Below are 13110 nucleotides of genomic sequence, written 5' to 3'. Positions count from 1 at the left end.
TTCTTAAATTTGTGAAAATGAAAAAACAACTACTTTTATTTGCCTTTTCAGCGCTAGCGCTTACTTCGTGTGAAGATGACAACATGCAGGCTTATGAACTGGATATGATGAAAGGAGAATGGAAGACAAGTAAAACAGAAATTATCTCCGGAAAAGACAATAAAACTGTACTTGCCTCTGATACTCCCAGCGGATGTAGTACCAAAAATACTACCGTGTTCAGAACCGATTATTTTACTTCATATACTTCTTATGCCGGAGTTGGTGCAGATTGTCAGCAGAATGGATTAAGTGAAGGAACCTTTAAATATGATACAGACTCTAAAGACCTTACCATAACATATGGAAATAGTGGGGAACTAAAATACAGAGTTGCGATTTTAAATAGTACGGAACTTAAGCTCCAACAGCTTTTTGGCAATATAGATATCAATGGAGACCAGGTTGTAGATATCGCCTACATTACCTATAAAAGATAAAACCACACTCCCGAAAAGTTCGGGAGTTTTTTTTGAGACGGGTTTTCAATAACTAAAAATTATTAAAAAAATGAAGAAGATTTTATCAGCATTCTTATTGCTGTCATTTGCCATTTTCTTTTCACAGGAAAAAAAACCGATGTTCTGGCAGGACATTCAAAATTTCAAAAAATTAGATAAGGAAACTCCACCACCCAAAGATGCTATTCTTTTAATCGGCAGCTCATCTTTTACAAGATGGACAGATGTGGCGAGTTATTTTCCTGGTAAGGTAATCATCAACAGAGGATTTGGTGGCTCAAGGTTAACAGACCTGAATGCCTATGCTGATGATCTTCTCGCTCCTTATCAACCCAAACAAATCATCATTTATTGCGGGGATAATGATTTTGCAGATAATCACGATTTAAAAGCAGATGTGGTTGTCAAGCGTTTTAAAACTTTCTATAAAAAGATTCGTCAAAGGTTTCCTAACATAGAAGTCGATTACATTTCAATTAAATTTTCGCCAAGCCGGGAAATTCTCTGGCCACAAATGAGAGAAACCAACAAACAGATTGCCGCCTTCATGAAAAAGGAAAAAAATGCTGAATATATTGATATCACTAAGGCAATGGAAGATGCGAATGGAAATGTAAGAAGAGATATTTTCCTTGAAGATATGCTTCATTTAACTCCGGAAGGAAATAAGATCTGGGCAGATGTGATAAGACCTTATATGAAATAGCAGATGTTAACAGAAGATACCTTCTCCACATCCGCAAACAAAAAGCTTCATCTTAACCGATGAAGCTTTTTGTTTATTATTTCTTTCTTTTTGATTTCGAAATTGCTTTCTGCTGTGCCCTGTTAGCCCCAAATTTCTTTGGTGCTTTTCTTTTAGAAGGTCCACCCCAGTTTTCCTTTTTATTCTTATCTTTTTTCTCATGGAAAGCTCCACCTCCTTCGTAAAGCTTTACCTGCGCCGGATTCTTCATTATAATCTGGTCTTCTTCAGATGCAATCTTCTTAGGGTTGATTTTTACTTCTTCAGGGAAATCTATAAATTTCAGCTCTTTATCCATCAAAAGCTCAATATCCAGTACCAACGATTCTTCTTTTTTAGTAACAAAAGTAACAGCTTTACCGTTTTTATCCGCTCTACCTGTTCTACCAATTCTATGGATATACTGTTCAGGAACTTCAGGAGTCTCAAAGTTGATGACATGCGTAATATCCGAGATGTCAAGCCCCCTTGCCATAACGTCTGTAGTGATCAGGCCTCTGATTTCTTCATTTTCAAAGCGTTTCATCGCTTTCAATCTATAGTTTTGAGATTTATTGGAGTGGATAACATCAAATTGTCCGGGGAAAATTTCATCAATCTTTGTAAATAACAAATCGGAGTTCTTCTTATTATTGGTAAAGATCAGAACTTTAGACATTTCGGCGTCATTTTTAAGTAAATGCTCCAGTAGATTGATCTTCGTATTGAAATTTTCAACTTTATATCCTGTCTGTTCTATCTTTTCCAGAGGAGTTCCGGACTTTGCTAATGAAATTTCTATAGGATGGGCAAAATATTCATCCAGCATTTCATCTACAGCTTCCGTCATTGTAGCAGAGAAAAGAATATTCTGTCTTTTCTCTTTCATCATTTCAAAAATATGAGTCAGTTGTGGTCTGAAACCTAAATTAAGCATTTCATCAAACTCATCAATAATCAGCTTCTGAACTTCCTTAAGAGAAATTGCGTTATCAATTGCCAGATCCATTACCCTTCCCGGAGTTCCTACCAAAATATCACATCCGTTATCAAATAAAAGCTTCTGTGTATTGATATTTTTTCCTCCGTAAATTCCGATAACTCTTGCGGTAATATTGGCGGTTAACTTTTCAAGAATTTCAGTTACCTGTACCACCAACTCCCTGGTAGGAACCAATACCAATACCGTTGGATTTCCACTTTTGTTATACTTCCAGGTCTTAAGAACCGGTAAAAGATATGCTAAAGTTTTTCCTGTTCCGGTTTGGGCAATTCCCATTACATCCCTACCCGAAAGTATCGGGCTGATACTCTTTTCCTGAATAGGAGTAGGTTCAAACAGTTCCAAATCTGCTAAAACATCAAGAATTTTTACCGGCAGGCCAAAATCTGCAAAAGTGAGTTTTTCCATTTTGCAAAGATAGGTATTAAAATGTACAATGTGAAATGATAGTTGAATGGTTGATGAATAGCAGGTTTTAATTTACTTTAACGCTTTGACTCACTATCTTGATATCATCATCTTTCCATTGGCTTGACGTAATAATTACATGTCCTTTCTTCCGAGGATCTTTTTTGATCGGAAATTTATCGGCTTCCCATTGCGAGCAATGGGTTGAAATAGGTTTCACTAAAGGCTTCCAATCGGTTTTACTGTTGGTATATACATAAAACGGAGCCCAGCAGCTTGTACACCAAAGCGTATAAGCCCCGATATCATCTTTTCCGTCCCCATTAAGGTCTCCGAGGTTGTACAGTTCAACACCATTTGCTTTTGAAACGGTAAAAGACTTTATTTTTTTGTCACTAAAATAAATTACCGTTTCGCACGCTCCATCACATTCTTCAGTGCAGTCATTTATTTTAAAATAAGCATATTCCTTTGTTCCATTTCCATCGTAATCACCCAGGATTCCTTTTTCTTCTTTATTTTGAGCTGACAGGACAGAACTTCCGAATGTCAGAACAGCTAAAATCATTAGTTTCATATGGTTATTTTTTATTTTAAATGAATCTTTCTTCTAAAAAAATTACTTTCTGGTTATCCTCAGTAACAGAATCAAAACCAATATCACTGAAAAGATAAACCCCAATACCGCTATCAGTGACATTTCTCCGATCCTCGGAGGAGCCTCTGACACAAAAACAATTGTCGTTGCAATCATGTTTGCTCCCAATATGAGCGCTAAAATCATATTAACCGCACTGGATTTGATGATCTGATTCGTTTTGTCGATATTTTTAATTTCACTGGAAATGCTAAACTTATTTTCATCCAGCTTTTGTAAAACAGAACGGAGTTCTCTGGGAATTTCATCTACATTATCCGTGAAATTCATCATTTTATCCATTCCGGTTTTAAGTATATTTTTCGGACTTATTTTTTTGGCAAATATCTTTTTGGTATAAGGATTAAGACTTTTAACAATGTCCAGATCCGGATTAATATTCCTTCCTACTCCCTCTATAAGGCTGATTCCTTTAAACAACAGATAAAAATAGTCCGGCATATGAAGGCGGTTATCTTTCAAAATGTCTTTCATTTTATTGATTACCGTCTGAACATTGATATCCTGCAAAGAAGAACTATGAACAAAATTCAGAATATCATTTACATCATTTTCAAATCTTCTTTCGTCCGGAATTTCATAACTGACAGCCATCTTCTTCAGATACCTCACTATTTTGTGTGAGTTTTTCGCTACAAAACTTACAATAAGATCCTCAAGGATTTCTTTATCATTAGGCTGAATCTGCCCTACTGCTCCAAAGTCAATAAAAACGACTTTCCCATCCTTCTTTACCAGAATATTTCCGGCGTGCGGATCTGCATGAAAGAAACCATAGTCGAGGATCTGAGATACAAACAACCTTAATCCTGCTTCAGAAACCTTTACAGGATCAATATTATGGGCTAAAAGTCCTGCTTTATCAGTGACCTTTATTCCATCAATAAATTCCATACAGAGAATGTTATTATTGGAAAATTCCTCATAAACTTTTGGAACGTAGGTCTCCTTATTATTTTTAAAGTTTCGTGTAAACTGTAAAATGTTATCTTTTTCATTGATCAGAGAAACTTCCTCAAGCAACGATTTCTCAAATGTGGATATAGCCTGTTTTAAGTTCAGTTTCTCTCCAATTTCAGAATAAGAAGAAACAAGCCTTTCCAAGTCTTTGATCAAAAGCAAATCATCCTCAATAACGGTCTGTACATCGGCTTTTTTTATCTTTAGGATTACACTGGTCCCATCTGCTAAAGTAGCCTTATACACCTGTGCAATGGATGCGGTTGCTAAGGGTTGGGACTGAATTTCCAGAAAATGATCCTTCACTGAAATATTGAATTCATTTTCCAGGATTTCAGTTACATTCATTTCTACAGTATCCACCTTATCCTGTAGTTTCTGTAATTCCTGAATCAGTTCCGGGGGAAGTAAATCTTCCCTGTTGCTAAATGTTTGTCCCAGTTTCACGAATGTTGGCCCCAACTCTTCCAAAACCAATCTGATCCTTTCGTAAACAGTTCCTTTTGAAATAATCTCATCAGAACGTTCAGAATCCTCCTCTTCCTGCTTATTCCCATTCATCCGGGCCAGCATATCTTTAAAACCATATTTGCTTAATACGGAAATCAGCCTGGCAGATCTTTTCAGTTTTCTCTGTTGCTTATCAAACATAATTGTGAATAATAAGTGCAAATTACTCCAAAAACCATTCCTAATACAATATCCAAAGAACTATGGAAGAAAAAAAATCCATCTTTATTGTTATTTGCCGGATTTTTTTATCTTTATAGGGTACAAAAATTATTACTAACCCGTAAAATATTACAAAATGAAAAATTTACCGATCAAAAAATTATCAAGAGAAGAATTAAGAACTGTTTCAGGAGCTGGAATTATCGTAGGATGCTCAAATCAATGTTGTCCTACAGACGGAAGACCTAGATGTCCAAAATTGATTTGCCCGGCTGTAGTTTGTCCACAACTTCAATAAGATAGAGGTAACAAAAATTATTTATAAAAAAACAGAATGCAAAAGCATTCTGTTTTTATTTGTTAACTATTTAAGATAAGTTTCATAGAGATCATTTCTCCTGTCTTTGAGAATCTGAACAGAACCATTATAGTGAAGGTCTTTTAAAAGATTTAGATCTACATCCACAATCAAGGTCATCTCCGTATTAGGGGTCGCTTCCCCTTTTACGGCATTAGATGGGAAAGCAAAATCAGAAGGGGTAAATACAGCTGCCTGGCCGAATTGAATATCCATATTATTCACTCCCGGTAAGTTCCCTACACAGCCAGCTATGGCAACATAACATTCATTTTCGATGGCTCTTGCTGCTGCACAATGGCGAACCCTCATATAAGCATTTTGAGTATCTGTAAGGTAAGGGACAAAAAGGACCTTCATTCCCTGGTCTGCCAGAATTCTAGGCAGTTCCGGAAACTCCACATCATAGCAAATTACAAGACCTATTTTTCCGCAATCGGTATCGAATACTTTAATTTCATTCCCACCTTTCATTCCGTAGTATTTTCTTTCATTAGGTGTAATATGAATTTTCCTGTATTCATCAATTCGTCCGTCACGGTGCAACAGATAGCTGACGTTATAAAGGTCATTATTTTCAGGATCAAAAACCGGCATGCTTCCTGAAATAATATTCACATTATAACTGATAGCCAGTTCCGAGATTCTCTCTTTGATCTGGTCAGTTAATTTTGCCAACTCAATCATGCTATCTCTTTCCGATAGTTTGTTAAATGGTGCCAGCAAAGGAGTATTAAATAGTTCCGGAAACAAAACGAAATCAGATTTATAATCTCCCATTACATTAACAAAAAACTCCACCTGCTCATAAAAGGCATCAATATTCTTAAAGTGCCTCATTTGCCATTGTACAAGGCCAAGCCGTATAATGCTATCCTGCATGGTGTTAGGCTTTTTACTGTAATAGATATTATTCCATTGCAGCAAAACTGCATTTTCCTTTGAAGACTCATCTTCCGGAAGATATTTTTTTAAAACACGGATGGGTAAAAAGTTATTGGAAAGCTGAAAAGATAAAACAGGATCATAAATTTCCTTATCCCTCACTTTCCGTATATAATCCCTCGTCGATAATTCGTCACTGTATTTGTGGTAATTCGGAATTCTTCCCCCCAACACAATCGATTTCAGATTTAATTGTTCACATAATTCTTTTCTTGCATCATACAATCTTCTTCCCAATCTCAGTTCACGGTATTCCGGATCTACAAAAACTTCGATCCCATACAGTACATTTCCTGTTGACGAATGGGTATTGAAAGTATAATTTCCGGTAATATCACTATAAGTATGATCATCTCCGAATTCATCATAATTTACGATGATAGAAAGCGCCACAGCAGCTAATTTGCCATCTACTGTAATACAGATCTGTCCCTTTGGGAATATTTTCGTTAATTTTTCGATGCTTTTTTTAGACCATACATATTCTGACATCTGAGGGTAGGCACGCCTCATTGTTTCTACCAACTCATCATAATCCTGTACACTTAAGGTCCTTGTATCTACTTGCATTTTATATAAATTTTATTAAATTTAAGTAAAATAAATCAGATTATGTGCCAGATTTCCTTGTATCCGGGGCGAGTTCTTTAATCTATTGAATAATTATTAAACATCCTTTGTTTTTCTCCACATTAATTTCATCATTGATATTAAATATCTTTGCTTCCTGAAAATCTTTAATTGCAGGAGTACTTATTTTCACATTCTTCGGGTCTATGCCTAAACCTTTCCAATCTATTTTCAGCTTCACTCGAATATCCTGAGGAGCCCAGCTTGCAAGGGAAACCATGATCTTTTTTTCCTGTTTATAAATTGTAGCCAGTACTGCTGGATTATCTGTTTTCACAGGATTGTCAGGAACCCAATAGCCAATCATCTTTGAGCCTTTAATTCCGAAATCATCCCAGGCTTTCCACAGATGAGTTGGATTACTTTTTGCCGACCATCCCAGACGACTTGTCATGCCATAAAGCATTCCCCGCCAAGGATTGCCATCATCCTGAAGCATTTCTCCCATTAGCCCGAAAGGAATACCACTCACCTCAGTTAATAAGAATTCAGGATTATTGTTGTTATAATCAAAATATTCCCCAAACCATAAACGGTTGATATAAGGAAAATGCTCAAGATAAAGATTGGCACTGTTATTAAAACCATCCTTATCATTATACTGATTTGCAGAATGCAGATCAATGATACCGGGATGTCCATTCTGGGTCATTACTCTTTTAATCCTCTTCATTGTTACCCTGTCAAATGCTACATCGTCGAGATAAATTCCGTCAATCCCTAAATTATTGACCAGCCAATTCATCCCTTCCACATAATAATTATGCCAACGGTTCATCCCACTATTAATAATTGCAGCATCTTTAAATTCCGGCACATACCAGGCTGCGATATAGTGATCATGAAGATGCTCCTGCAGCCATGAATAGCCTCCACCCTTTCCTGCGGAAAAAACTTCCTGACCCAAACTTTTCACGGGGTACAGCTCATACATCCGGTTAGAAACCTCCCTGATCGTATTGTAAATTTTCACCTTTAAACCTTTCTCGTGCGCCTTCGTAATGTAGTCCTTCATCTCTTTCGTCGCTACAAACGGATAATTGATATAAGGATTGATCTCATTTCCGTGATGAATGTTGATTACATTAGCTCCACTGGCTTTTATCGTATCAACCGGCTTATAAGCATGATAAAAACGGTTATTCCATTGTTCCTCTGTATTGATCGGATGGAACGGAGTAATCAACAGATGAAAGTTATAATATAGTTCATCTCCTTTTTTCATGCTGCGGGCCCCACTAAAATTATTGACAACAATTTTTCCGCCGGTTCCTTTTATCGTGATCCCTCCTTTATTTTCATTACCCCATGAAGATGGCAGAATCAATGGTTTTTGAAGGTAAAAATTGGTATTAAGCGGACGTGAATAATTCTGGTCCCTTAAGGAAAATTGTATTCCGGCATTTACGTTGCCCAACCATGCTCCATCCTGATTTTTTTTGGCAACATCCCATTTCCAGTTAAAATGATCCGGTCTGTAACCTCCTTTCTGTCCTAATCCCATCATATAGGTTGCTTTATCTTTCTCAAAAGGAATCTGCAAGGCAATATCATCAATCTGCATATCTTTTAATGCAGTAATCTTCACACTGTATTCCATAAATCCGTCAAATTCTATGGAACCTTCTACCTTCATTTGTAAGTTCCCTGAAGTATTTGTGCTTATCCAGGATATTTTACCTTCTTCTTTTCCTATAAACTTAATTCCTGAATTTTTGAAGTTCTCAGGTTTTGCCCCGGGTCCTTTTACTACAAAATGTATAGGTTCACTTAGTATTGAATTGGCCCTTTCTCCGATTGATGTCATTTCCGGAGTAAAAAAAGTCTGAATCTGCTTAGGAAATCCTGAAGCATCTAATTGTACCTTCCTTCCCAGTAAGGAAATTTCCTGTCCTTTGAGCTGTAATGGTGTATATGGTTTGATTACGGTATTAGCCTGCGCCAAGGTAGAATTAAGCCATGGCAACCTGGTCATTTTCCAGGGTTCATCAAAACCTTTATTAACAGGTTTTTCCCCACTTATGTTTAATACAATTTTCACTGTTTGTACAGCAGCATTTTCTGGACGAATGGTAATTGTCCCTTCATAGATTCCGGGAGAAGTATTTTCAGGGATATCAAAGCCACACCAGAAAGCCTGTAAATCATCTTTTTTTACATTTGCGTTTAACTCCAGCTTTTCTCCTTTATAATCTGTACCGTTTGTATTGATACAATTAAAATATCGGGAATCTATTGTCGCTCCTGAAGTACTTTTTAATGAAGAAGCTGTTATTTTTACTTTTTCAAGATTAATTTTTACTGGTAAAACCCCAATCTGAAAAGCATAAAATAGGCCTCTTTCAGTATTTCCATGAAGAACAGATGAGTCCTTTTTATCATCCACCCAACGTTGAGGGATTATATTCATTTTAACAGGGTTTTCTATAGTCTCAGGGAATACAAAATAAGACTGACCTTCATGTTTTTTCATGTATTCTGCAATCTCTTTTTTAGTCGCAATTACTTCCATCGGATCATTGGAGTTGAACTTATCCACCGACTCTATTCTTATCACACTGGCCAATGGTACGGCTCCAACATCTTTAGCAGTCGCTGTATTGGTCCTCTTAAGGTAAGTCGCTTTGGGGTAATTCGTTCTTTCATCCAACTTATAGGGAAGAAAATAGACATAGTAAATTCCCTTTCCTGAAACCGGATTAAAAACAAATGAACCTTCTTCTTCATTCATACTCAGGTATGCATCCGGTTCATACTGTTTTTGAGTAAGGCTGTCTATAATTATGACCTTCTGATCAGCTTTTACATTTATATTTCGCCAGGGAATGACGGCCTTAGCCTGCTTTGAAGATGCATTCCACCGCAATACTGCCCGTTGATTACCCAATTCATCGGCATTCCATTTCTGGATTTGAGGAGGATAGACATGTTGTGCATTACTAAAATTTGGAATAAGGCTTCCTGTCAGAATCAGTGGGAAAATTTTTTTTAAAAGCATATTAAATGAGATAAAGTGGTCAATGATTTACTATTTTTCAAATTTAAGATAAATCACAATACATAGAAAATATTAAATAACTCTTAACACATTACAGGTAAATAAAGAAAGAATATCTCCTCAGAAATAAAAAAACCTCCCATAAGGGAGGTTCAAAAACACAAATGATGAAAAAAAATTATTATATCTATTAGAATATAAATCATGTAATTCTTATACAAATGTACGGCCTAAAAATAAAATAAATCATGAGCTTAATCATAAAATACAAAATCCTACTAAAAAAGTAGGATTCTGCATTTTTATGTTTTAGGTAAGATTATTCCCACTCAATAGTTGCAGGTGGTTTGCTTGAAATATCATAAGCTACCCTGTTAATTCCTCTTACTTCATTAATGATCCTGCTGGAAACAGTATCTAAAAATTCATAAGGAAGTCTGCTCCAGGTTGCCGTCATAAAGTCGATTGTATTGGCAGAACGAACTACCGCAGTGTATTCATAGGTTCTTTCGTCTCCCATTACTCCAACAGACTTAACCGGAAGCAATACTACAAAAGCCTGAGAAACTTTTTCATAAAGATCATTTTTGTATAATTCTTCAATAAATATGTCATCAGCTTCCTGAAGAATTCTTACTTTTTCTGCATCTACAGCTCCTAAAATTCTGATCCCTAAACCAGGACCAGGGAAAGGGTGTCTGTATACCAAATGATGAGGAATCCCCAACTCTTCCCCTACTTTCCTTACTTCGTCTTTGAAAAGCTCTCTAAGAGGCTCTAAAAGCTCAAATTCCATTTCCTCAGGAAGCCCTCCTACATTATGGTGAGATTTGATCACTGCTGATGGTCCGTTTACAGACTGACTTTCGATTACATCAGGATAAATTGTTCCTTGTGCTAAAAACCTAGCTCCTTCAATTTTATGAGATTCTTCATCAAAAACATGGATAAATTCGTTTCCGATGATCTTTCTTTTTTGTTCAGGATCATCTACTCCAGCCAATTTTGATAAAAATCTTTCTGAAGCATCAACCAATTTAATGTTCATATGGAAGTGCTCTCCATAATTCTCCATCACTTTTACATCTTCATTTTTTCTCAAAAGACCAGTATCCACAAAGATACAAGTCAGCTGATCGCCAATTGCCTTATGAATCAAAACTGCAGCAACAGAAGAGTCAACACCTCCTGAAAGCCCAAGGATTACTTTATTATCTCCTACTTTTTCTTTGATATCAGCAACTGTTCTTTCAATATAATTGGTAAGCTTCCAATTTTTCTCAGCATTACAGATCGAGAAAACAAAGTTTTCAAGCATTTTACCACCTTCTTCTGTATGAGAAACTTCTGGGTGGAACTGAACGCAATAGATTTTTCTTTCAGAATTTGAAATAGCGGCGATAACTCCCGATTTTGCATTTAATTCAAAACCTGCCGGCAAATCACCTACTTCATCAAAGTGGCTCATCCAAACCACAGAATTCTGACTCACCCCTTCTAATAGAGCATTTTCTTTAATAATATCAAGGTGAGCCTTTCCGTACTCCCCTTTTTCTCCTTTATTTACTTTTCCTCCTAAAACATGTGCCGTAAGCTGCATTCCGTAGCAAATACCCAGTACAGGAATTCCCTGTTCGTATAATGCTTTCTCAACCAGGTGAGCATTTTCTGCATTTACAGAACTTGGCCCTCCAGAAAGGATAATTCCTTTAGGCTGGCGTTCAAGAATTTCTTGTAATGGTGTATTGTAAGGTAAGATTTCCGAATATACTCCCATTTCACGGATTCTTCTTCCGATAAGCTGGTTGTACTGAGATCCGAAATCTAATATGATAATACCGTTGTTCATTTTATAATTGATTTGTTTGAAAGATATCAGATTTCAGACATCAGATTTCAGATTTTAGTCTGAAGTCTTGAATCTAGCATCTGACTTCTTATTTCTAATATTAACTGTTTTACAAAAAAAGACTTGGAAACGTTCCAAATCTTTTTTTATGATTTTTATTAAAACTTTCCGATGTCTTCTCTGTAGAAACTGTAATCGAAGTGAACCGGAAGTGCATCTTCGTATACTTTCTTGCGAGCTTCTTCATAAGTAGCACCCGTTGCAACCAGGTTAAGAACTCTACCCCCGTTGGAAACCACTTTGTCTCCTTTTCGGATCGCTCCGGCGTGTAGCAACTGACTGTGTTTTACTTTATCTTCTCCTTTGATCTCGAAGCCTATTTCTATATTTCTCGGGTAACCTCCTGAACACATTACCAGACATACGGCTTTCTCGTCTTTAAACTTAAGCTCGATGTCTTTTCCGCTCATACAGTCATTGATTACATCCAAAAGATTGTTTTCCATAAGAGCCATCAATACCTGAGTTTCAGGATCTCCGAATCTCATGTTGTACTCAAGCAGGTAAGTCCCGTTTTTAGTAACCATTAATCCGAAGAAGATAATCCCTTTAAAGCTGAATCCTTCTTCTTTAAGACCGCGAACAGTAGGCTCCAAAATATTTTTTTCAAAATCAGCCTGATGTTCAGCAGTAAATTCCGGGCTTGGTGCCACAGATCCCATACCTCCTGTATTAGGTCCTGTATCTCCGTTTCCGGCTTTTTTATAATCTTTAGCAGCAATACAAGGGAATAGTTTTTCTCCGTTTGAGAAAGCAATGATTGAAGCTTCAAAACCCTGTAAAAATTCTTCGATAACCAAACGGATACCTGCATCTCCATAAATTCTGCGAATCATGAAATCGTGGATTGTAGCTTCAGCTTCTTCCAGGGTATCACAAATTACAACACCTTTTCCGCCTGCTAAACCACTTGCTTTGATCACTAAAGGGTATTCCTGAGTCTGAACGTATTCTTTAGCTTCGTTATATGAATCAAATACTACAGCTTTTGCTGTTTTAATATCATAGGTCTGCATAAATTTCTTAGAGAAAGCCTTGCTTCCTTCAAGACTTGCCACTTTCTGGTTCGGACCAAAAACTTTAAGATCATGTTTCTTAAACTCATCTTTCAAACCAGCTACAAGTGGAGCTTCAGGACCTACAATCGTTAGATCCACCTTTTCCTTGATAGCAAAGTCTCTAAGTTCTTTAATTTCTGATAAATGAACATTTTTCCCTATTACATCCGTACTTGCATTTCCATTAGCAAAAAACATTTTAGTAACTCTGGAGTCTTTATGAAGTTTCGCTGCCAATGCAGACTCTCTTCCACCTTCACCTATGATTAAGATTCTCATACTTTATT

Annotated in this window: 10 protein-coding genes; 3 read left to right on the top strand and 7 right to left on the bottom strand. The window is 36.6% G+C overall.

Features of this window, described 5'->3' with window-relative positions:
* The first annotated feature begins 17 nt into the window (after positions 1–17).
* Both MTQ00_RS02040 and MTQ00_RS02035 read left to right on the top strand, forming a co-directional pair.
* On the top strand, positions 18–479 hold the full coding sequence (locus MTQ00_RS02040) for a lipocalin family protein (protein ID WP_172277794.1): 462 nt from the start codon (positions 18–20) through the stop codon (positions 477–479).
* A gap of 70 nt (positions 480–549) precedes the next feature.
* The gene (locus tag MTQ00_RS02035) at positions 550–1206 is read left to right on the top strand and encodes a GDSL-type esterase/lipase family protein (protein WP_273647525.1); all 657 of its coding nucleotides are present in this window, start codon (positions 550–552) and stop codon (positions 1204–1206) included.
* Between the two features lie 76 nt (positions 1207–1282).
* Here MTQ00_RS02035 and MTQ00_RS02030 read toward each other — a convergent pair whose 3' ends face one another.
* The 3 genes from MTQ00_RS02030 to MTQ00_RS02020 all read right to left on the bottom strand — a co-directional run bounded on the left by MTQ00_RS02030 (position 1283) and on the right by MTQ00_RS02020 (position 4904).
* Positions 1283–2635, bottom strand: a complete 1353-nt coding sequence (locus MTQ00_RS02030; RefSeq protein WP_273647524.1) for a DEAD/DEAH box helicase — start codon at positions 2633–2635, stop codon at positions 1283–1285.
* Between the two features lie 67 nt (positions 2636–2702).
* Positions 2703–3212 carry a hypothetical protein gene (locus MTQ00_RS02025; protein ID WP_273647523.1) on the bottom strand — a complete coding sequence of 170 codons (510 nt, stop codon included), beginning with the start codon at positions 3210–3212 and terminating at the stop codon, positions 2703–2705.
* Between the two features lie 42 nt (positions 3213–3254).
* Positions 3255–4904: an ABC1 kinase family protein gene (locus MTQ00_RS02020; RefSeq protein WP_273647522.1), complete on the bottom strand. Its 1650-nt coding sequence runs from the start codon at positions 4902–4904 to the stop codon at positions 3255–3257.
* Positions 4905–5061: 157 nt separating this feature from the next.
* Here MTQ00_RS02020 and MTQ00_RS02015 point away from each other — a divergent pair, with 157 nt between their 5' ends.
* Positions 5062–5223, top strand: coding sequence for a bacteriocin-like protein (locus tag MTQ00_RS02015; protein WP_172277785.1), 162 nt, complete (start codon positions 5062–5064; stop codon positions 5221–5223).
* Between the two features lie 66 nt (positions 5224–5289).
* Here MTQ00_RS02015 and MTQ00_RS02010 read toward each other — a convergent pair whose 3' ends face one another.
* The 4 genes from MTQ00_RS02010 to purD all read right to left on the bottom strand — a co-directional run bounded on the left by MTQ00_RS02010 (position 5290) and on the right by purD (position 13102).
* Positions 5290–6798, bottom strand: a complete 1509-nt coding sequence (locus MTQ00_RS02010) for a bifunctional GNAT family N-acetyltransferase/carbon-nitrogen hydrolase family protein (RefSeq protein ID WP_172277783.1) — start codon at positions 6796–6798, stop codon at positions 5290–5292.
* An 82-nt stretch (positions 6799–6880) separates the two neighbouring features.
* Positions 6881–9856 carry a glycoside hydrolase domain-containing protein gene (locus MTQ00_RS02005; RefSeq protein WP_273647521.1) on the bottom strand — a complete coding sequence of 992 codons (2976 nt, stop codon included), beginning with the start codon at positions 9854–9856 and terminating at the stop codon, positions 6881–6883.
* A gap of 319 nt (positions 9857–10175) precedes the next feature.
* Positions 10176–11705 (bottom strand): glutamine-hydrolyzing GMP synthase, encoded by a 1530-nt coding sequence (gene guaA / locus MTQ00_RS02000; protein ID WP_273647520.1) that lies wholly within the window; start codon positions 11703–11705, stop codon positions 10176–10178.
* Between the two features lie 158 nt (positions 11706–11863).
* On the bottom strand, positions 11864–13102 hold the full coding sequence (gene purD, locus MTQ00_RS01995; RefSeq protein ID WP_273647519.1) for a phosphoribosylamine--glycine ligase: 1239 nt from the start codon (positions 13100–13102) through the stop codon (positions 11864–11866).
* Between the last annotated feature and the right edge of the window lie 8 nt (positions 13103–13110).

The sequence above is a fragment of the Chryseobacterium sp. B21-037 genome (genome assembly GCF_028570785.1).
GTDB classification, from domain to species: Bacteria; Bacteroidota; Bacteroidia; order Flavobacteriales; family Weeksellaceae; genus Chryseobacterium; species Chryseobacterium proteolyticum.
Note: the sequence above shows the minus strand (reverse complement) of the source record. Positions and strands in the feature narration are given on the sequence as shown.

Bases quoted from the DNA above. Each gene is read 5' to 3' on its own strand.
- MTQ00_RS02040 (WP_172277794.1), top strand. From the start codon at position 18: ATGAAAAAACAACTACTTTTATTTGCCTTTTCAGCGCTAGCGCTTACT.
- MTQ00_RS02035 (WP_273647525.1), top strand. From the start codon at position 550: ATGAAGAAGATTTTATCAGCATTCTTATTGCTGTCATTTGCCATTTTC.
- MTQ00_RS02030 (WP_273647524.1), bottom strand. From the start codon at position 2,635: ATGGAAAAACTCACTTTTGCAGATTTTGGCCTGCCGGTAAAAATTCTT.
- MTQ00_RS02025 (WP_273647523.1), bottom strand. From the start codon at position 3,212: ATGAAACTAATGATTTTAGCTGTTCTGACATTCGGAAGTTCTGTCCTG.
- MTQ00_RS02020 (WP_273647522.1), bottom strand. From the start codon at position 4,904: ATGTTTGATAAGCAACAGAGAAAACTGAAAAGATCTGCCAGGCTGATT.
- MTQ00_RS02015 (WP_172277785.1), top strand. From the start codon at position 5,062: ATGAAAAATTTACCGATCAAAAAATTATCAAGAGAAGAATTAAGAACT.
- MTQ00_RS02010 (WP_172277783.1), bottom strand. From the start codon at position 6,798: ATGCAAGTAGATACAAGGACCTTAAGTGTACAGGATTATGATGAGTTG.
- MTQ00_RS02005 (WP_273647521.1), bottom strand. From the start codon at position 9,856: ATGCTTTTAAAAAAAATTTTCCCACTGATTCTGACAGGAAGCCTTATT.
- guaA (WP_273647520.1), bottom strand. From the start codon at position 11,705: ATGAACAACGGTATTATCATATTAGATTTCGGATCTCAGTACAACCAG.
- purD (WP_273647519.1), bottom strand. From the start codon at position 13,102: ATGAGAATCTTAATCATAGGTGAAGGTGGAAGAGAGTCTGCATTGGCA.